The sequence below is a fragment of the Maridesulfovibrio frigidus DSM 17176 genome (genome assembly GCF_000711735.1).
GTDB lineage: Bacteria > Desulfobacterota > Desulfovibrionia > Desulfovibrionales > Desulfovibrionaceae > Maridesulfovibrio > Maridesulfovibrio frigidus.
The window spans coordinates 360,810-382,355 of sequence record NZ_JONL01000003.1 but is presented as its reverse complement, the minus strand read 5'-3'; the positions used below and the strand labels follow the sequence as shown (position 1 = coordinate 382,355).

General features: G+C 42.7%; 14 protein-coding genes. 4 read left to right on the top strand and 10 right to left on the bottom strand.

Features of this window, described 5'->3' with window-relative positions:
- Positions 1 to 35: 35 nt before the first annotated feature.
- From BR06_RS0108970 to BR06_RS0108960, 3 genes are all read right to left on the bottom strand, one after another.
- The gene (locus tag BR06_RS0108970; protein WP_031482136.1) at positions 36 to 1,886 is read right to left on the bottom strand and encodes an RHS repeat domain-containing protein; all 1,851 of its coding nucleotides are present in this window, start codon (positions 1,884 to 1,886) and stop codon (positions 36 to 38) included.
- Positions 1,887 to 2,204: 318 nt separating this feature from the next.
- A complete protein-coding gene (locus BR06_RS0108965) occupies positions 2,205 to 4,379 on the bottom strand; it encodes a RelA/SpoT family protein (RefSeq protein ID WP_031482135.1) in 2,175 nt (724 codons plus the stop codon).
- 2 nt (positions 4,380 to 4,381) lie between these two features.
- On the bottom strand, positions 4,382 to 6,046 hold the full coding sequence (locus BR06_RS0108960; RefSeq protein ID WP_051676978.1) for a peptide-binding protein: 1,665 nt from the start codon (positions 6,044 to 6,046) through the stop codon (positions 4,382 to 4,384).
- Positions 6,047 to 6,278: 232 nt separating this feature from the next.
- Between BR06_RS0108960 and BR06_RS0108955 the strand changes: the two genes are divergently transcribed.
- The 4 genes from BR06_RS0108955 to BR06_RS0108940 all read left to right on the top strand — a co-directional run bounded on the left by BR06_RS0108955 (position 6,279) and on the right by BR06_RS0108940 (position 12,182).
- Positions 6,279 to 9,488, top strand: coding sequence for a DEAD/DEAH box helicase (locus BR06_RS0108955; protein WP_031482133.1), 3,210 nt, complete (start codon positions 6,279 to 6,281; stop codon positions 9,486 to 9,488).
- Positions 9,489 to 9,684: 196 nt separating this feature from the next.
- Positions 9,685 to 10,185, top strand: a complete 501-nt coding sequence (locus tag BR06_RS0108950) for a hypothetical protein (protein WP_031482132.1) — start codon at positions 9,685 to 9,687, stop codon at positions 10,183 to 10,185.
- Positions 10,186 to 10,593: 408 nt separating this feature from the next.
- Entirely contained in the window at positions 10,594 to 11,814 is a 1,221-nt protein-coding gene (locus BR06_RS0108945) for an ammonium transporter (protein WP_031482131.1), read from the top strand.
- A gap of 29 nt (positions 11,815 to 11,843) precedes the next feature.
- Positions 11,844 to 12,182 carry a P-II family nitrogen regulator gene (locus tag BR06_RS0108940; RefSeq protein ID WP_031482130.1) on the top strand — a complete coding sequence of 113 codons (339 nt, stop codon included), beginning with the start codon at positions 11,844 to 11,846 and terminating at the stop codon, positions 12,180 to 12,182.
- A gap of 71 nt (positions 12,183 to 12,253) precedes the next feature.
- Here BR06_RS0108940 and BR06_RS0108935 read toward each other — a convergent pair whose 3' ends face one another.
- From BR06_RS0108935 to BR06_RS0108905, 7 genes are all read right to left on the bottom strand, one after another.
- Positions 12,254 to 13,327: a phosphatase domain-containing putative toxin gene (locus tag BR06_RS0108935; RefSeq protein WP_031482129.1), complete on the bottom strand. Its 1,074-nt coding sequence runs from the start codon at positions 13,325 to 13,327 to the stop codon at positions 12,254 to 12,256.
- On the bottom strand, positions 13,317 to 15,776 hold the full coding sequence (locus BR06_RS0108930; RefSeq protein WP_034602947.1) for a PEP/pyruvate-binding domain-containing protein: 2,460 nt from the start codon (positions 15,774 to 15,776) through the stop codon (positions 13,317 to 13,319). The genes BR06_RS0108935 and BR06_RS0108930 overlap by 11 nt, the downstream gene beginning before the upstream one ends.
- Positions 15,777 to 16,074: 298 nt before the next feature.
- Positions 16,075 to 16,677 carry a single-stranded DNA-binding protein gene (locus BR06_RS0108925; RefSeq protein ID WP_031482127.1) on the bottom strand — a complete coding sequence of 201 codons (603 nt, stop codon included), beginning with the start codon at positions 16,675 to 16,677 and terminating at the stop codon, positions 16,075 to 16,077.
- A gap of 57 nt (positions 16,678 to 16,734) precedes the next feature.
- Entirely contained in the window at positions 16,735 to 17,082 is a 348-nt protein-coding gene (locus BR06_RS0108920; protein WP_031482126.1) for a hypothetical protein, read from the bottom strand.
- 33 nt (positions 17,083 to 17,115) lie between these two features.
- Entirely contained in the window at positions 17,116 to 17,766 is a 651-nt protein-coding gene (locus BR06_RS0108915; protein WP_031482125.1) for a hypothetical protein, read from the bottom strand.
- A gap of 64 nt (positions 17,767 to 17,830) precedes the next feature.
- Positions 17,831 to 20,086, bottom strand: coding sequence for a carboxyl transferase domain-containing protein (locus BR06_RS0108910; RefSeq protein ID WP_031482124.1), 2,256 nt, complete (start codon positions 20,084 to 20,086; stop codon positions 17,831 to 17,833).
- A gap of 38 nt (positions 20,087 to 20,124) precedes the next feature.
- The gene (locus tag BR06_RS0108905) at positions 20,125 to 21,543 is read right to left on the bottom strand and encodes an ATP-binding protein (protein ID WP_031482123.1); all 1,419 of its coding nucleotides are present in this window, start codon (positions 21,541 to 21,543) and stop codon (positions 20,125 to 20,127) included.
- Between the last annotated feature and the right edge of the window lie 3 nt (positions 21,544 to 21,546).

Sequence of the window (21,546 nt, the reverse complement as noted above, 5' to 3'; positions counted from 1 at the left end):
GATTTCTCCTCTCTCTTTTTTAGTCAAAATTAATTTTACTCTTTCTTTTGTATACGCTGACACTCTTTTGTAACATCTTCTGTGTAGTCTTGGCAGTTGTTACCGATCTCTTTGTATTTTCCTTTTTTGTACTTCCCACTTGCCTCGATGTTTTTCTCAGCTTGACGCATTACTTTATCATCAAAATGCTCGCCTATGGGAGTACTAACTCCATTTTCATCATGCCGAACTCCACCTTTTGAGAAACCTGAATTTGTTTTTTCCTTTTTCTCTAGATCAGCTTTGTCATATTTTATAAATTCATGTTTAAGCTTTACATTACCCTTATCCATTAACCAATCGACCGCACCAGGAAATGCTTTAGTAAGTCGGCCGACGGGTGTACCTGCATGAAAAGCTTTCTTCAGAGCAGTACCACTTGGTTCATCTAAGAACTCAAGTCCTTTCAGTCTTCTTTCATGAACTTGCGCCAGCCCCGTGCGATCAATAAAATTAATAGGATCATCCAAACAATACCCATAAACATCCACGTCCCCGCCAGCAAAACCAATTGGGTCGGGTGTTATGAATCTGCCGATGCGAGGATCGTATTCACGATAGCCGAAATGGACTAAGCCCGTATCTTTATCTGCGAGACCTGCCGCAAATCCGAGACAGGTGCCTAACTTTTTATTTGTATCGACAAGTAGATTACCAAACGAATCATATATAACTCGTTTTAGCTCACGACCCTGATCATCCGCAACCATAAATATTGATCCGACCTGATCGGTGGCAAAAAGATACTCTTTATCTTGGTAAGTCATACCGACAGGATCACCTTCTTCGTCATATCTGAATATCTTCTCATCATTGCCTTTCTCGTCAACGACTACCAATAATGTAGTCAGATCTTGCCATAGATATGTTTCTACGACCTTACCGTCCACAGCCTTAGAAGCTCTCTGGCCGGCAGGATTATAGGTGTACTCAATTCTCTTACCATCCGGCAGAATCACTTCACACAGCGGCCCTGATTCTAAATAAGCATATTGTGTTATTTCACCAAATTCATTTTTAGAAACCAGACGCCCTTTGTCGTCATAAACATATTTAATTTTGCCAGTTTGCATGAGCTGCAAATTGTCATTATAACTATAACGATGCGGCTTTACCCACCTAGTTTCAATCGCCGTTCTTTCACCATACTCACCGTACTGATACATCTCGGTAGTGTTGCGATCACAATAAACATTTTCAAGCCTACCTTCTCCATCATACTCGTACCTGTATTCGATTTTCATAGGATAAAGATCGAATGAGCGCTTAATGATCCTACCGCCATCGTCCATTTCTAGTTCAAGCTGGGCAAAGTTCTCATCCGTCCCCGGAATCAGAAAAGGCTTAGACTGAAACTGCGGTACAGCTTCCATGTCTACAGAATCCCGTTCCAGTTCATCATGAATGGAATCACCAGTTCCAGACTCTGGACGTCTCCGCTGATTTATCGCTACTTCTGACATCAATTCTTTACCGTATTCGGTGTTGTGCAGATCCTTAACCAACTCTAGTTCGGGGTTACTCAACATAAAATTAATGTGGACCTGAGATTTGGCTTTTTTGCGAGTTTCCATAAGCTCTTCCATCTCGTTATATCTGCGATCCCAAAGAGCCTTGCGTTGCCCTTTAAGCATTTTAGGATACATTTTTTCGGAGTTGTTAAATTCGAAAAAAAACCGTTGCTGATAATTTGCATTAGGATCAACTCCGAATTCTATAGGCTCAACGACCTCATACATTTGCTCAAGTTTTTCCTCTGGTTTCATAGACTTATGATACAATATCGCGCCCATCGAAAGCTCATTCTGTTCTTTTTTTCTAAGATAATACCCGTCTAAATTATCCATACTAATTCCTCATAATTTTCTATCCACCTTGCAAAACATCCAAACCTATTCTGAATTTCGCGCGGCAAATTGTTTCAACCAATATGGAGAGAATATCGTTTAGGCCGGACCTGACTCAGCCGACTCGGGTCCGGCATGAAAAAAAGAACAAAAAAAATCGGCACCACCTGATTTAATCAGATAGTGCCGACATAATATCTATTTAATTCCAAGCAGATAGTGACAATTACTACAGTTTACGTATCACCTGAACATCAATTTATTATCAACCAAAGCTCATTCAATCAGCTTAAAAACTTGCTGATTAGAACCTGAGAACTAACCTAAACGAGTAGTCTCAAGTACTTCATCAAGAGTCTTAAGCTTGTTCAGCGCGCGATGAAGATGCCCTAGATCTCTAACCTCAACGGTGAATTCCAAGAGCGAAATTCCATCCACATCCGATCTGAATGTACCGGAATCAATATTCACATCCTGATCAGACAAAATCGTACATATTTTAGCAAGTAAACCTTTGATATTCTTGCATCTGATACTGATCTGCGCCGGATGCGAAGCCTCTTCCTGTCCACCGGACCACGAAACATTCAAAAGACGTTCTTCTTCAAGACTTTTAACATTCGGGCATGTTGCAGAATGAACAGCAACCCCGCGCCCACGACTGATATAACCAATGATAGGCTCACCCGGTAGCGGCGTACAACAACCCGCAAAACGAATAAGAACATTATCAACACCTTCGATTTCGATGGCGTTCCCTATGTCTTTCGCTTTATCTTTGTCTTTCTCTTCAGGGGTCTGCTGTGGGTGAACGTCCGGAACTTCCTCCTCACCTTCTATGTTGTTAATTACAGCATAGAGACGACGCAAAACTTTGCGAGGAGTAATTCGTGAATAGCCTACATTTGAAAGCAGATCATCAACATTACCACATGAAAATTCATCAGCAAGCATGACGAAATAACCGTCTTTGATGGCCTTAGGCACATTCAAATTCATGCGGCGGCCTTCTTTCTCGAGCATCTCTTTGGCAAGCCTAATTGAACGCTCGCGCTCTTCAGTTCTAATGTAATGCTTAATACGTGTACGGGCCTTAGCGGTCTTAACAAACTTAAGCCAATCACGACTCGGCTTACGCTTTTTATCGGTAAAGATCTCAACCGTGTCACCATTTTTGAGCGCAGTTGTCAGCGGTACAAGCCTGCCGTTAACTTTCGCACCAGTACAATGGTTACCAACATCGGTATGGATAGAATAAGCGAAATCAACAGGAGTAGCTCCATCAGGGAGTTCCTGAATGTCACCACCTGGCGTGAAAATATAAACTTCATCATTAAACAGATCAAACCTGAGTGAAGACATGAACTCACGCGGATCTTCAAGTTCTCGCTGCCAGTCCATAATCTGACGAAGCCATGAAAAACGCTCAGCGTCCCTATTCTGCTTTGAAGCACTTGTTCCGGACTCTTTATACTGCCAATGAGCAGCAACACCGTACTCGGCAACTTTCTGCATCTCTGCAGTACGAATCTGAATCTCGATGCGCTCCCCTTCGGGACCGACAACAGTAGTATGCAAACTCTGATACATATTAGCTTTCGGAATGGATATATAATCCTTAAAACGACCGGATACGGGCATCCACATAGAGTGAACCAGCCCCAGAACCGCGTAACATTCCTTAACAGAATCGACGATTACTCTGAATGCAATAATATCATGAACCTGATCAAGCTCAAGACCTTGACGCACCATCTTATTGTAAATACTGTATTTATGCTTAGTTCTTCCGTAAATAGAACCCGTAAGCTCATTGCTTTTCAGCACATCCTGTAAAAGCCCAAGCACTTTATCCACATACTCTTTTCCAAGAGTATGCTGGCGCTCAAGACCATCAGTAATATTTTGAAAAATATCCGGCTTTAGATAGTACAGACAAAGATCTTCTAAATCTCGCTTAACCATATACAGACCGAGTCTGTTGGCGAGCGGAGAATAAATATCCAGAGTCTCCTGCGCGATCAAAAGCTGCTTATAGTTCTTCTGAAAATCAAGAGTGCTCATATTATGTAAGCGGTCAGCAAGCTTGACCATCAATACGCGAATATCTTCCGCCATGGCTAAAATCATCTTACGAATATTTTCAGCTTTGGCGATAGCTTTAGACTCAAAATCCATCATCCCGATTTTAGTCACGCCATCAACAATATCAGCAACCTCTTCACCGAAAAGATCCGCGATATCATCAATGGTTGCATCAGTATCTTCAACTGTATCATGCAGTAAACCAGCCGCAACAGTAGGTTCATCAAGCCTCATATCGGCTAAAATTTTAGCAACATGCAAAGGATGAGAAAGGTAAGGCTCACCCGAAAGGCGCACCTGCCCCTCATGAGCACGCGCTGAAAACACATAAGCTCTGCGAATAAGATCCAGATCAGGATCATCAATATAGGTACTGACTACATCAGTAATTTCATTAATTCTTATCATAATTATTGCTGTATCCTGAGCTTCTTTTGCGAAGCGGTGGGTATCCACCATCTGTCTGCATTATATCCTAACCCTGCGGGAGCTATTTTTAATCCCTTAATCCGGCTCTGATAAATAGGGAGGGACATCTGAACGTATAAAAAACAGTAAGGCTGTTCCTCGTGTAATATTTCCTGAATACGATCGTAAATAACTTTGCGATCAGCTTGAACTAAAGTAGTTCGTCCCTTTTCTAGTAGTTCGTCAAGCTCGCTATTCTTAAACTTAACAATATTAAGCCCACCTGGAACGGCCTTAGAAGAATGCCATACATTATAATTGTCAGGATCTTGGGTTATACTCCAACCAAGAATAATCGCGTCAAACTTCCCTTTATCAACAAATTCCTTAATAAATGCAGCCCACTCAACGGTTCTTATCTGGACGTCAATGCCAATATCTTTAAGACGGTTCTGAATAATTGTTGCGGTCTTAATTCGTAAGGTATTTCCCTGATTTGTGAGAATTGTAAACGTAAAAGGAATCCCATCACGATCGATAATACCATCACCGTCAGTATCTGACCATCCTGCCTGCTTTAAAAGTTCCACAGCTTTCTCTGGTTGATAGCCGTAAGGGACAAGCTTATCATTATATACCCATGTATCTGGCTTATATGGGCCTATAGCAGGAGAACCAAGACCCAACAGAACTCCTTTGACTATTTCTTCTTTATTTATTGCATAAGAAATAGCCCGTCTAACACGGACATCTTTGAAAAGAGGTTTTTCCAAATTGTAGCCCAACCATGTGTACCCAAAAGAAAGAAACTTAAATTTTTGAAAATCCTTTTCCCAACTAGATCCTTTAGTCTGAAACAAGTACTGTTGAGGAGTAAGCCCCATACCGTCTAAATTGCCAGTTTTAAGTTCCATGAACTGAGTAGATGTATCTGGAATAATTCTGAACACTATTTCATCTATATAAGGACGCCCTTCAAAATAATCTTCGTTAGCCTCAAGAATAAGCCTTTGACCGGAAATCCATTCCTTTAATTTATAAGGACCAGCCCCAATGGGCGCGCGTGAATATTTTGTTTCTCTAAGATTTTCGTTCTCGAGAAGATGCTTAGGCAAAATATCAAACGCCCATGTAACTAGCGAACGAGCAAAAACTTTGTCATACGTGACTTCAAATGAATACTTACCAGTGACCTTGAATTCTTTAACATTCAAAAAATCAGAAGCGTAGGCAGTCGGAGTTTCGGGATTTATCATCATTTTATACGTAAACTCAACATCTTCAGCTGTAAGTGGCTTCCCATCAGTCCATCTAATATCTTCACGAAGTTTAAACTTGAATAGCTTTCCATCATTAAGAATTTCAAAAGATTCTGCAGCCTCAGGAACTAATTCTATATCTTTGTTGTACTTTAGCGGAGAAACAAATATCTTATCTGCTACAGTATGACTCGCGCTGTCAGAAGAAAGGGCCGAAATGAGATTTATCGGTTCGGCTAGAAGAGGCTCGGTAAGTCTCCCACCTGCAACAGGCGTTGATTCTTGAGCCGAAGCAACTGTACTTTCAGGAAAAGCTTTTTTTTCTGATTCTTGCTCAGGAGTTTGACCGCACGCGGCGAGAAATACAAAACAGCCGAAGAGAATGTAAGCAAATATGCTGCGACTCATGTTTTCCTTGTTTTTTTGTAAAAAATATTTCATAAAATTGCATAATTGATCGAGCTAAACACTATGGACTAATGTTCTTTAAAAGCCAAGCAATGTATGCAGATAGATTGACCAAAACGTTTTTTTACTTTACGGAAACACCGTAACAAGCAAAATCTAATAAATATTTCCATATTCAATACTGATGTTACAAAAATATATTAAAAGTTAGAGTTCGGGGGTCCAAACAAGGATGTCTCAAAATGAAGAAGCAGTCGTAAAGAAGATTCTTAAAGACTTTGTATCTAATACCGTACCGGAATACATTCTGGACGGCTCACGCACTATTGTAAGTTCTGGCGGAGTGCAAAAACTGGATATAAGGAAGCGCGAAAGATATTGGGATATCGATTCATCAATCCAAGGTGACGATTTTCAGATCTACACTTCCGAGCTTGGTTTGAACCTGGCTGAAGAAAATATCAACCACTATTGCAACTGTCCCGATGCTTATTCCGGGGTATGCAGACATGTAGGCGCGGCAGCTTTAAAGCTTTTGCTTTCACTCGATGTAGAGGAAGAAAAAGCGGAATCAATAAAGCAGGCTGACTGGCGTCAAAATTTCAGATCATTTTTCTCCACAGAATTAGAACCTGAAGCGGGAAAACATTACATTATTTACCGCATGTACCCAGAGCCTGAGCGCTTGCAGGTATCATTTTTCAGAGCCAGACAGAATAAGTCAGGCCTTTCACAGGTTCAAAATGAAGTAGATTTAGAGAGCATTATAGCAAACCCAGAGTGGAGCGAAACTTCGCCTAACCTGCCACTTGTTGCTGAACAGATAGGCCATTACCTAGACTACCGTGGACACAGAGTCGACATTCCGGCAGGTCTGCATGCATGGTTTTTCAGATCAGTCAAAGATGAATACTATATCTTCTTAAAAGATACGGACATCCCTATCCGAATTGAAAGTAGGACCATGCAGCTAAAACTTTCCCCGCAACTTGCGGATGAAGGTCTCAGTTTTGACATTTTATTGTCCGACGAAGGCAAGCCGCCTTTCTCTATTATGGATGATGATGAGGTTTTCTTCTACGGAAGATTGCCACTATGGGTGTACTGGAAGCATGGCTTTTACCCTGTGCAGACGACTCTGGACCCTAAACTTGTACAGGAAATGAGAATTCAGAACCCGGTAATTCCTCCGGGAGAAATTCCTGAATTTCTTGACAGAGTTTGGACACAGATACCTGTATCCGATCTATATGATCACGAAGAATTTCTTGAAAAAATGCAGCCTTTCTTTGTCCCGGCTACATTTAATCCTAAGCTCTACCTCAATGAAGAAGGTAGCCTGCTGACCATCAGGATTGATAACCTATATGATACAGAACATGGCGAAGTAGCCATGCCTGAGCCGAACCCTGATCTTCAGACCGGTAGTTACAAAGACGGAGAAAAATCCTACCTTGTCCGCCGCGCTCAAGATGAAGAAGCACAACTATTTTCAGAACTTAGAGATATGGGCTTTCAGCCTCGTAACAACTCCACATGGTTCATGGAACAGGAAGCCGCAATCATATTCCTGCTGGATTTCTATCCACAGTTAGTTGAAGCTTATAGAATTTATGGAGAAAAGAATCTTACTCGCTACAAAGTAAGACTCACTAAGCCGGAAATTATCGCCGAAATTGATACTGACGAAGATAATAAGTGGTTTAATCTCGACATATCCGTCGAGTATGATGATCAGAGAGTTCCTATCGATAAGATATGGGAAGCTTGGAGTCAGGGTAAACGGTACGTACAACTTAAAGACGGCTCATATACCAGCTTGCCGGAAGCATGGCTCAAGAAGCTCAGTCATAAACTGAAAGCGCTTGGCTATGATCCTGATCAGCCTCCTAGGTCAACCTATGAGCAGTATGAAACACCGGTTCTTGATAAGATCATCGAGGACCTTCCCGACACCAAAACAGATGAACAGTTTGTTAAACTCAGGGAAAAAATTAAAGATTTTGAAGAAATTCAGCAACTTGAAGCACCACAAGGGCTTGATGCGACATTGCGTCCATACCAGCTTCAAGGGCTTAGCTATCTGAATTTCCTTAGAGAATATCATTTCGGCGGAATTCTTGCGGATGAAATGGGACTGGGTAAAACTATCCAGACCCTTTCTTTCCTCATGTCCCTCTATGAAAGAGGCATAAAAGGACCTAATTTAATCATCGTTCCAACCTCAGTTCTTCCAAACTGGGAACGTGAAGCGAAGAAATTTGTTCCTGAGCTTTCAGTTTTGACAATTTATGGTTCAAGGCGTGAAGAGCTGTTCAAAAAAATCAATGATTCATGCATCGTTATTACAACGTATGCACTGCTCCGCCGGGATCTGGAAGAACTACTTAAACGCGAATACACTACTGTTATCCTTGACGAAGCGCAGAATATTAAAAATCCTAATACCATCACAGCAAAATCTGTCCGCCAGTTAAAATCTGGCATGCGACTTTGCCTCTCCGGTACTCCGATTGAGAATAATCTATTTGAACTCTGGTCTCTTTTTGAGTTCCTTATGCCCGGATTTCTCAGTTCGCAGCACGCTTTCCAGCGCGGCATAATAAAACCAATCAAAGACGGTGATCAGGAAGCCCTTGATTATCTGAGAACAAGAGTACAACCGTTTATTCTTCGCAGAACTAAATCCGAAGTAGCGAAAGATCTGCCTCCTAAAATTGAGACAGTTCACTATTGCGAACTCATCGATGAGCAACGCGACCTATATAATGCTCTGGCGAAACGCTTGAGAGATCAGGTCCTTAAAGATGTTGATCAAAAAGGAATGGCCAAGAGTCAGATGTCTATCCTTGATGCACTGCTCAAGCTGAGACAAATATGCTGTCATCCACGATTGCTCAAACTCGACATGCCGGGATTCTCAACGAATCTGCCATCAGGTAAATTTGACGCATTTAAAGACCTCATTTTTGATGTAGTGGAAGGCGGACATAAGGTTCTCGTTTTCTCACAGTTTGTGCAGATGCTGCACATTATCCGCTCATGGCTGACGATCAAAGAACTTCCGTTCACCTACCTTGACGGTTCAAGTAAGGACCGTTTCGAGCAGGTTGATAAGTTTAATGATAGCCCTGACATTCCTATTTTCCTGATCTCGCTTAAAGCGGGTGGAACAGGTCTAAACTTAACCTCAGCGGATTACGTTATTCATTATGATCCATGGTGGAACCCTGCTGTTGAAAATCAGGCAACTGACAGAACTCATCGAATCGGTCAAAAACGACAGGTTTTTGCATACAAAATGATTTGTCAGAATACTGTAGAAGAAAAGATACTAGGACTTCAGGAAATGAAAAAAAGCGTTGCGGATGCAATTATTCCAGGTCAGTCCGCTCTTAAATCTCTTACTCGTGATGACCTTGAAATGTTGTTCGAGATCTAAAATACGCTCGTAATTCATTAATTGTTAATGGCTAAAGCCCCGGATTCCACTACGAATCCGGGGCTTTCTTTTGACATCTTACCTAAGACTATATTACAAATATTAAACCAAATCTCGGAGATAATTTATCGCGTTCAGTTAATCACGGCTGATTTGTGCACAAAACAGCACTATAAATAACATACATTGAGAAGCCATGAAAATATTACGAGTACAATTGATCCCTCAAATTAGAAATGGACTACTCCTTAGCTTCATTTCAATACTCCTCTCTGGGTGCGCTATGTTTGGTGGATCGATTGATCATGCTATTGAGCTTACTAATGAAAAAGAATATGAAAAAGCCGTCCAGTACCTATCAGGAATTATCGATTCAGGCGCTACGCCGCTGACCAAGGCCGAAGCTTTCATGCTTCGCGGTGAAAACTATACAAGCCTACGCGAATACCGATATGCGTATCGCGACCTACAAGTTGCGTGGAAAGCTTCCTGTGAAATATACCAGAGCACACCAATCTCTGAAACTCCTCCGTCAGGCAACAGTACCAAATCTTTTTCCTCAGCCAAAGCATGCACCGAAACCGTCCCCTTTCTTATAGATGAACTCAAACCGTTCACTAGCGATTTCGCAGCAATTATGGCGACTCAAGATGCTTCTTCCCTTACCAAAAAACACTTTCCAGAGTTCTCTAAATAACTAATTTTAAGACTTCATCTCCTTCCTATTCCGCCACCACCCTTGACGATGTCCCGCATTTTTTTACAAGTATAAAACTATTCACCTCCCCACCTATCTCTAGAGCTCAATACAGATGCTACATTTTTGTAACTTATGTCGTAAAAGCTCATTATACCCTCTTATTTTGACTGATATAGAAGTAATTACCCCAGTTAAAACCGTTATTACGGTTAAAATCAATTTACTCGCCAATCACCCGCTGACCACGGATAACTATTGACAGAATTGTCACGAATTTGTAGGTTTCTACAAATTTGAATGCAAAGCATGGTACATTTTTGTTATATACCTCTATATCCATTTCAAATACGTCAATAATTAGTTAAAGAGGTCTGACTTTGTGCTGACCCATTAGGAGTGAAAAAGATGATAAACAGTGGTGATACCGCGTTTATTCTTGTTTCAGCAGCCTTAGTCCTGCTCATGACGCCAGGTTTGGCTCTGTTTTACGCGGGAATGGTTCGCGGCAAGAACGTACTTGGGACGATTATGCAAAGTTTCATTATGATCTCAGTCATAAGTATAGAATGGATCTACGTAGGATATTCCATGTCCTTCGGCCCAGACCTTCACGGAATTATTGGCGACATGTCTTTTTTTGCACTGAACGGTGTAACAGGGGCTCCAAGCGAAACTTACGCAACAACAATACCGCAGACAGTTTTCATGATCTACCAATGCATGTTTGCAGTCATTACACCTGCCCTTATCACTGGCGCATTTGCAGAACGCGTCAGATTTGCTCCATTCATAGTATTCAGTCTACTCTGGTCGATCCTTGTATATAATCCAGTCTGTCACTGGATATGGGGCGGCGGATTCCTTGCGGAAATGGGGGTTCTAGACTTCGCAGGCGGGCTTGTTGTCCACGTCACCTGTGGTGTCGCAGCACTTGTAGCATGCCTTGTCATCGGGCCTCGCACAGGCTACGGAAAGCGTATGTTTATTCCGCACAATCTCCCTATGACTCTTATCGGAACTGGTTTACTATGGTTCGGATGGTTTGGATTTAATGGTGGTAGCGCACTTGCAGCTGACGGCATCGCAGCCGGAGCTTTTGTAGCCACGCATATAGCAGGTATGGTAGGAATGGCTGCATGGTGCGGCATTGAATGGTACCACAGCGGCAAACCGACATCACTTGGCGCAGCTTCAGGCGCAATCGCAGGGCTTGCAACAATTACTCCGGCAGCAGGATTTGTCAGTCCTAACTCAGCTGTGATCATAGGTATGCTCGGCGGGTTAATTTGTTATTCCGCAGTCATGGCTAAATCCAGACTGGGCTATGATGACAGTCTCGACGTTGTAGGTATCCACGGTGTAGGTGGACTGATCGGAACCATATGTCTTGGAATTTTCGCTTCACTGGAGGTTAATCCAGGCGGAGCAAACGGACTAATATTCGGAGAAGCATCTCTCCTTATCGCACAGTTTAAGGGTATAGCCATTGTAGGCGGATATACTCTGATAGTCAGTTACATACTGCTTAAAGCGATTAACGCAGTTTCACCGCTTCGTATGGATCCAAAATCAGAAGAAGAAGGTATGGATACCAGTGAGCACAACGAAGGCGCTTACCAGCACTAATCTTCAATTAGTATAATCTAGGATAATTCATGAAAAAAATTGAAATCATAATCCGCCCGTTTAAACTTGATGAGATGAAAGAAAGCTTAAGCGAAATTGGCATCAAAGGTATGACCATCACCGATGTTAAGGGATTTGGACGTCAACGCGGACATAAAGAAGTTTACCGAGGTGCGGAATATCAAGTAGATTTTCTGCCGAAAATAAAACTTGAAGTTGTTGTAGACGAATCAATGCTTGATGAAACAATTGAGACCGTTCTAAAAACAGCACGAACAGGTCAGGTTGGAGACGGGAAGATATTCGTTACTCCCGTTGATGAAGTAGTTCGCATTCGTACAGGTGAGTCCGGGTCGGAAGCGCTCTAAAGACAGCACCATCTGTTCACACCCATAGCTTACAAAAAAAGGTAGGTCTCCATTAGCGGGGCCTACCTTTTTTATTCATCCAATAAACCTTCGTCCATCATACATTTGAACAATGACTCAATGAACTTACCGGAAACAACATCCGGCAAAGAAAAAAGCGGCATTTTAATACCACTCATAGATCCCGTATAAGCAAACCATATCTCCGAAGAAATTTTATTTAGCGCAGGTTCCAAAAACTCACCCCACAAGCTCCCATCATCAGAAAGATCCACACCAAACGTACGGCATTGCAGCGGACGATTATCATAAAGCATACAATACTTATTCATTAGAAGCGGACAAATTGCTTCTGAATCAGACAGACAATATTCTCTCGAGTTATTTTCGGATATCAAATCATTAGCAGCTGATTTTTCTAATCTGGATGCTTCAACTCCCTTTCGAATAACTTCGATCCGTTCGGCATGAGTAAGCTCCAAGTTAATGGAATGACTAAGATGCACAGCCTCAACCAATGTAAGACGTATAGGAGTCTTGCAGCATAGATTATGATCCAATCCGCACTGTTCATGACCTGGATTTGCTACAGCTTTAATTTCGATACTATTTATCAACCTCACATAATCACTAAAAAAAGGAGCTAAGTCGACCAACCGTTTGAACTCCAAATGCGGCTCGCGTATCTTTAATTTGCGGCTTTTGCGGCCATACTTCCTAATAGCCCACCACTGCGCAAAATTCGTCGGCTTTGCCCGAAGTTTGCTAAGAGCTTTGCTCGCCAACCTATGCCCTAATCCCCGCCTCAAAAGATATGCATTGAGCACAGTTCCAGTCCGCCCGATACCATGCCTGCAATGAATCAGAACCTTCTTGCCGATATAAATGGCCTCGTCCAGCCATTCCAGAGTCTTTTCAAGCTCGATAAGACCGGGGGCATCTTCATCGTCTAAGGGAAGATAATGAACGTCGAAACCGGCCTCCATCTGAATGCTATGTAAGTCAAAAAACTCTCCGCATAAATTTAAAATAGCGTTAATCCCCTGATCTTCCAAAGACTCAAGCTGAGCAAAGCTCATAGGAGCGCAACCTATCGCAAGTTGCTCCGTAACCCATGTCAAATTATAGGCAGGCTTACTTATCATGGTTTCCATCAAGCTCCTCCACTTGGTCCATAAATTTCGTAAATTCTACCGCAACCTGATCTGTACTTTCAAGCCGCATATCCATAAGCCGCGTAACAGCCAGCAAATACCCCAGCCGAACGAGAAGGACAAAAGTATCATTTTCACTCATTCTGCGACATACAGCATCAAGCATATCTCCACGAATGTTAATTTCAAATCCATAACTATCGAGAACCTGACTAATAAATTCAAGGCGAAAGACCTTGTTATCAAGACCCGAACCTCCACCCTTAAATCTAAACTTTATATAATTAAGCCTTTCGTCCTGCCCACAAATAGAATCCACTACTGAAAAATGATAGCCGAACCTAATCAATAAATGAAGATAGTCATCTGAAACAGTTCCATAACTGGCAAGAACCTTAGATTCTAGGCTAAATATGCCTGACGAAATTCGATCAAACTCATCCCAATCAATATGCGTTAATTCTTTTGACCACTTAACCTGTGCATCTGATAATCCCCGCCACAAAGCGAGCATAGGAACGCTTGTTATATCTTGAGGAGTAATAGAATCCCTAACCGCGCCTGAGTTAATGCCCTTTCCGAGATCAAGAATATACATAACCAGTGGCAAATCACTCTTGAGAAGCCTAGAAGCTCCCATCCCCCACCCTTTTTTATCAACAGACAAAAACATTTCACGAGTGGACTTCTCATGGCAAAACCTAACAAGGTCATGAAAAGAGCGACACCCTTTAGCGGAAAAATCCTCTGCCTCCGGATCAGTAAGACTAAGTTTACACACAAAAGGAACAATGTCGGAATATAGCTCGATAACCCGTGGATAAATCGCCCTTCCAGTGCGGGAACGAGTTAAAACGGCCTCGACGCAACCATCATAAACAGCCCCCTCAAGACCATCCACCGTAACAATTTGCCCAGCCTGAAAAAGGTTTGCAACATCCCCCACTAAAACAGGAAGACCGTTTTCACGAGCTACTGAAGCGAAATGACTAGCTCTACTGCCTGTAGTAGAAAGAACCCCACTCATAACGTCAACAAACATTAAAAGAGCTGGGCTAAGCGTAGGAGTGACAACAATCGCCCCTTCAGGAATGCGCGGGAAGTCCTCACCTGTTTTCGCAAAATAAATTTCACCGCAACCAACTCCCAGCGACGCCCGTTCAAGATCTTTAACAATAGAATTTACCACTAAAGGAGGATGCTCCGCACAAGCTTCTCCGTGATTTCCCTGCAAAGGACGTGTCTGCAAAACAAAAATATTTTCCTGTTGATCCGTTGCCCATTCAATATCCTGCGGACCACCAAAGTAATTCTCAAGAAGCATTGCGATACGAGCTAACTCGGTAAGAGCACCTTCGGAAGGAAGAGCATCGCTGGTTGTCTGCTCCTTGCTGATCAAGGAAGGTTCAAAATCTCTGGACAGAACTGCCTTAGCAGGTGATATGCTACCATCAACCAAGCTATCTCCCATACCCTGCACGCCATAAACGCAGATATTCTCACAACAGCCAGCTTCTTCGGGATTTTTGGAGTAGACAACACCAGCATTCTGGACATCGATCATAGGGATAATAAGAGCAGCCATAGCCGTGTCATCATCCGAAAGCCCGTTCGAAATTCGATAAGATACCGCGCGCGGGCAATATTTCCCCGCCAGCACCCGCTTATATGCTTCAAGAACGTCAAACTGTTTGATGTTCAATTCACTTGAATATTGTCCAGCAAACGAAATCTCACTATCCTCGGAAAGAGCACTTGAACGGACAGCAATAAGACTTCCTGACGGAATATTCTTAGCCAAGGCCAAGCCAATTGAATCAGCCACTTCTGGAGGAACATCAGCAGCCAAGATGAGTTCCTGCATTTCAAGGGTAAGTTTAGCGAGAAGATTGCGATCACTGATTTTCATCAGCCGAAGCCGACTTTCAATTTCATCTTCAAGCCCGTTAAACTGGATAAACTTATTAAAGGCATTGGAAGTGACAACAAATCCAGGAGGCGTCTGAATATCTCTAAGCATGGCAACATGGCTAAGATTCGCGCCCTTTCCACCGGATAATTCTGGAAATGAAGATGCCTGTAGAAGCGAAAAAGTATAAGGAGGACATGATTCAGGAAGAGTCTGCGTGATGGCGAGACTAACTATAGAATTAATAGATTCAAAAACATCCTGCAGATCTTTCGCAAGTAGCGGATTCATCTCAAAAAGTTGATCAACCATGCCTTTTACAGCAACAGAAAGCTGGGACATCAACCACACAACATGCTGATGATCAGCTAACTTTTTACCATAAAAGACATCTTCGATATCTGCAATAAGTTCCAAAGCTGTCGCGTCATAATCCAATAAAGATTTAAACGCATCATAATTATGTCGCAGCAATTCCCCAGGAGCAAAACATAAACAGGCCCAGTGTCGGAACAGTTGTTTAATCTGCATAAGCAATCCGCATCCTATAGAAGACATCTCAGACGACAGTTCGCAGCGTTTGTCTTACCATGTGTAACATTATGCACACTCAAGTCTCACGTCATTTTTAAATCATCAAAACAGGCCCATCATTTTTTAAGATAACAAATCAGCTAAATAAAAACCAACAAATTATAATATTTCTCACCTTCAATATTGCACAAAAAAAGAGGAAGGCTAATGCCTTCCTCTTCTAATACTCACATATGTTTTGAACTAAAATCACACCCCAAAAGAAGCGGATGCAATTAACTTCTTAGCTGATTCCCTAGAATGGTACTTCGTCCATCCCGCTAGCTTCAGAAGGAAATGCAGGCCCGAGATCTTCTTCCTGAGAATCTCCACCATTCTGGGGAGCATTATTGTACTGAGGCTGCTGGTTGTACTGCCCCGCCTGATTCTGCTGATTTTGCTTATTGTGCTGATTGTGCTGAGCTTGCTGGTTCTGCTGAGGCTGCTGGTTATACTGGCCCTGCTGCTGCGGCTGACCTTGTGCCTGCCCCTGCTGCTGTCCCTGATAGTTGCCGTCACCTTGCTTGCTATCAAGCCCCTGAATGTTGTTTGCAACAATTTCAGTGCTGTAACGGTCCTGACCATTCTGGTCCTGCCATTTACGAGTCTGAAGCTTTCCTTCAACCATTACAAGACGGCCTTTAGACAAATATTTGCCTACAAACTCTGCAGTCTGACGCCATGCAACAATTCTATGCCATTCAGTTTTATCAACTTTCTGTCCGGTATTACGATCCTTGTAACCTTCATCAGTAGCAACTGACAGGTTTGCAACAGCCTGACCGGAAGTTGTGTATGAAATTTTAGGATCCTGTCCAATACGTCCTATCAAAATAACCTTGTTCATGCTTCCAGCCATTTGCAGCTCCCGTAATATTGAATATTTCTTTAATTATTATTGTAATTGCTATATTTACTATTTATCTTTTACAACTTTCTTTTCTAACTCATCGAGCAAATCTTCGAGATCAAAACTGGCAGTATTAGCTTCTGAAGCCTTCCAGTCACCAAGCGCGTCTTCGATACGCAGCTTAACATTGAAACTCTTTCTAATTAACTCACCGAGCAGCTCTTCTTCCGCTTTAGAAAGCATACCAAGCTCTAACTTATCCTTAAGGTCTTCAACAAGCTCTATTACTCCGTGAGACCGCCCCTTGGCCCGAGGCTCCGCCCAAGCCAAAGCCACCAATAAAGGCCATTTCTTATCAACCTGAGATTCATCGTAAGTTTTAGCCATGACTCTTATCTGAAGTACATTTCCCATACGAACACCTCTCTCGGTTAAGTCTCAAAAAGTTTAATCTCTCTCTTCCCATTCACTCTGAATACGGTTCACAACATCCTGAATATGCTTGAGCTGGTCTTCAGGGCAAACTCCGATAAGCGCCTGTCCACCGTCAACATTATCGCCATTGTGAAAATATACAGCGTAAATAATGCCTTCAGGCCCAGTGTAATTCAAAGGAGTTTCTCTTTTCATACGGGATACAATAAAGAGTTCAAGGCCATCGCGGACTTTCACGGAACGTTCGCCGGAACCTTTAATCTTTGTATCAATTTCAGGTGTGAAATAATATTTAGCCTTCTCAGGTGCGTTGAAAAGGAAAAGCGCCTTCTTAAGGATAAGCTGTATCACTTCTTCTTTCGAGAGAAAATGGCGAATCTTTAAAAGGACCTCTCCAGCCTCAACAAACTTTCCTTCTAAATCATGTCTGATAGAAACAATTTCACCTTTCTCGGGAGCAGGAATAGCCTTTGTGTTCCTTTCTCTGGTGAGTTTCGCAAGCACAGTACCTGGTTTTTCTTTCCATTCTCCAGTCGGCCCACTGACTTTATCTCCAACCTTAAGATCAGAAAATTCAACTATTCCGGTATGCGGAACTGATATTTCAACCTCTTCATAAGGGGATGCTTTTATCTCTTCAAGTAGCTCTTTAATATTTAACATTATATAAACCTCGAATTATTTTCTGTTCTCTGCCAACTTTCGGCAATTATGGATCAACTTTCTGCTAACGGTAGTAGAGGTTTCTACCCCCCATGGTCAAGAGGGATTGCTGTACATTTTTGCTCATTTCCCTGCGATCCCATATTCCTTGTATATGCCCTCTGGCAAGAGCTTTCCACGCATTATGATAATTCGGAGGAACTTTAATCCCCGTTGTTTCAGTAATTACGCGTGGTCCGGCAAAACCAATACTCGAAGAACGGATACCAAACTGATATGGAGAACACCCAAGAAAACTTGCGACAGAGCCTCCGTACGAATTTGTGTCGTACACAACTAAATAAAGGCCCCCGGCATCCATATATCTACGCACCGCCATTGTACAGCGCGGCATTTGCAGCACACCGTGAGTACCTTCCTGAATTCTAATACCAGCGGTTCCATGAACATAAGCTATAAGTGGCAGTTGCTTACGTTGCGCCCTTTCCGCTGCACGAATAATCTTTTCACCTTCAGCAGCCCCTATAGAACCACCTCTGAACGGTGCGGTGATACAAATAACCACAGCATTAATCCCGTCCATGCGTGTTTCAAAAGTAATGCAGGACGAACGAAGACCAGTTTTTTTACGAACCTCATCTAACTTAAGATCGAATCCTTCATAATCAAGTGGATTGGCGGCCTCTATGCCGGAATTAAATTCAAATCCTTCAGCATAATTGAAAACATTATACAGATACCATTGATATTCCATTTTAAAATGATGACCGCACGTGATGCAAACTCCACCGAAATCTCCAAAAAGGTCAGGTCCCCATAAATCAAGGCACCCTTCGTCCGCACTATTCGGACAGCTGAACGTTCTATCTACAATAGATTGAGGGCTGCGATATTTCCAAGTTCCATCCTCAAGACATGCCCCCTGCTGAGCAGGTGATGAGAGGCACAAAATTTTATCTCTTGCCTCTCTAGAAATATTATTCCCAACTGGATCAGAGCCATTATCCTTTTTAAGTAGGCCGGACGCTTTTTCTTTTATCTGATAGACCTCAGCTTGAATCCCTTCTACACCCTGCTTTGCTGCGCGTGCCCCGCGTCCGACAAAATCGTACAAAAGCCATGATTTAGTAGACCATGCAACACCTTGCAAGGCCGTACCCAATTTCAGCATTAGTGAACGATTATCCATATACGCAGAGGTCGACAATTCGCGGAACTTAGAGTGACGCTTATCAACCAGCCTTTTCCGCGCTCCGCTGTTCAGAGCCCAACGCACAAATAATTCTTTCCCGTCCTGAGCTCTTTTACGGCGAATAGCCATTGCCTTGAAAAATTTGACCCTTTTCACAGATAGGCACGCTTCGTTAGTTGCGCGAATAACTTCCGATCTCAGCACTCTAAAAAAATCATAATTGTACGGTCTTGCTCCGAGAATAGGTTCGTTAATAATTCTATCAACATACCCCATACGCAGATTATCTTCAGCGGTAATACAAAGCTTTTTCGCACAGCTGGCAATCATTGCTTCGGTTACCCGCTGACCTGTACGGGGGTTTCCCTCAATTGCGGCAGCCCCTTCGGGAGAAATGACTGAATAGTATCCGTGCGAAAGCATAAGCCTTTTATCCGCGAGCCCAATGGCCTCAGCTCCGCCTGATCCGCCCTCGGAAATGACGGCTACGATTGGAACATTTATCTGTCCCATCTCATAAATATTTTTAGCAATCTGCTGCGCGGCACCGGGATAATCTTCAATAGGATAAGACCCCGGAGTAAAAATATAGGTATGAATAGGTATGCCCTCAGCCTGAGCAACCTTCATATAATGTAGCGCTTTAGCATTTCCCCACGGCTTAACAGATCCACCATTACGGAATTCCTGCCCGTGCCCTTTTTCCTGCCCGATAACCATAACCGGCTGATTCACAACTTTATTACCGACCCGCCTTGCGATACAAGCCTGAGCTATAACCATCGCTGGATCGATGCTGTTTTCACCAAGCCCGCCAAGTTCAGTATAATTATCGTAAACATTTTCAAGAATATCATTCAGGCAAATCCGCTGCGGATGGCGCACAATGCGAACCTTGTCCATCGGAGTCAGTTCTTTTTCCAGCTTAGCTTCCAAAAAACTGAACAAATCTTCAAGTCTGGTAAGTGCACGATCTAAATCTTGAATATAATTTTTCGAGCGCGACAGTTTACACTCACCAAGTTCAGAGCTGAGCATGGTGACGTTTGCATTTTCATTGTTTTTGAAAATGTCTTTAATGTAATCCAATCGTTTGGTCAGCGCATCTAAGCGCTTATCAGTATCCATTTGCGCCCTGACTTAAGTTTACATTCACAAATTAAAGCCTAAAATTCTAAAATCAACGCTGTTTTATCTTTCAAATAAGAAATATTAGATTGTAACTGCAGACCTGCCCGGTCTGCCCCTCGCAGTTCCAACCCTTCCAAAAATTCAATGCCCCTTTTCCGAAGCTGGTCCAAAGAGTCGCCACGAATTATTGCAAGAGCTAAATTAGGGTCAAATTCTGTAGGTATTTCATATTCACAATCAGTCGGAACCTGAGTGAAAACTTCCAGCCAATCCTCTGCAACCCAGCCAAACTTTTCGATAGTGCCAACCCACGGTGCAAAATTACGATCTGGGTTTTCTGCAATAATGCGATATTCTAGAGCAAGACCTTTCAAAATAATATCCTGCTGAGAATACCCCATGTCCGCACCAAGCCCGAGCCGCAATTGCTCGCGCACGATATCTACTTTACCCTGCCCGCTGATGTTGGAGATAGCAGCCGAAACTCCATTTTCAACCTGAATGCGTGTATTGACTTCCATCAAAAAAGGTTCGCCTCTTGGTGTCACAATCCATTCCCAAGTGCCTACATTATCATAAGCAACTTCGCGAGCCATCGAGAGGGAATGGGATGTAATGCAATCTAATACACTGGCGGCATTAAAAATATAATGGATATCTTCTGAAGCAAACCCCGGAGCAACCTCAATTCTTTTCTGATTTCCGCTACTTTGAATTGAACAATTGCGGGTTCCAAAATGAACATGTTTTTTACCGGACCGTTCAGATACTATTTGAACTTCGAGATGGTTAAAACCATAAATGCGTTGCTCGATTAATACGCCTTCATCATTAAACTGTCTCTTAGCGTAATTACGAATGCGCCTAAACACGGAACGAAATTCATCAGGATCAGTAACTTCCTCAATCCCCATCCCGCCGCCACCAGCAGAGGCTTTAACCATAATAGCGGAAAATTTGAACCCCTGTTCTTTCTGAAAAGCAAAAAGGCTGTCGGCAAACTCAACAGCCTCAAGTTCATTATAAATAGGTTTATCAGAGCCGGGAATAGTCGGAACCCCAAGACTACGGGCAAGACGCTTTGTGTTTATTTTATCGCCCAATTCACGGATTATCCACCATGACGGACCAATAAAAATAAGAGGCTTTTCTCTTTCGGCAACACGTCTGGCAAAACGGAAGTCTTCTGCAAAAAAGCCGTATCCGGGGTGAATGGCTGTAGCACCGCAACTATCAGCTACACTGAAAATTTCATTGGCATCACTATATGAGCTGATGCAATACAATGACCGACTTCCACCATTTTCACGTGCAAAGCGGACATGCCCGCTATCGCGGTCTGCATCGGTATAAACACAGCTAAAACTGAGGTTAAGCTCAATACACGCCTTAGTAATGCGAATCGCTATTTCACCTCTATTAGCTATAAGTACCCTATGCTCGCCACTATTCACTGG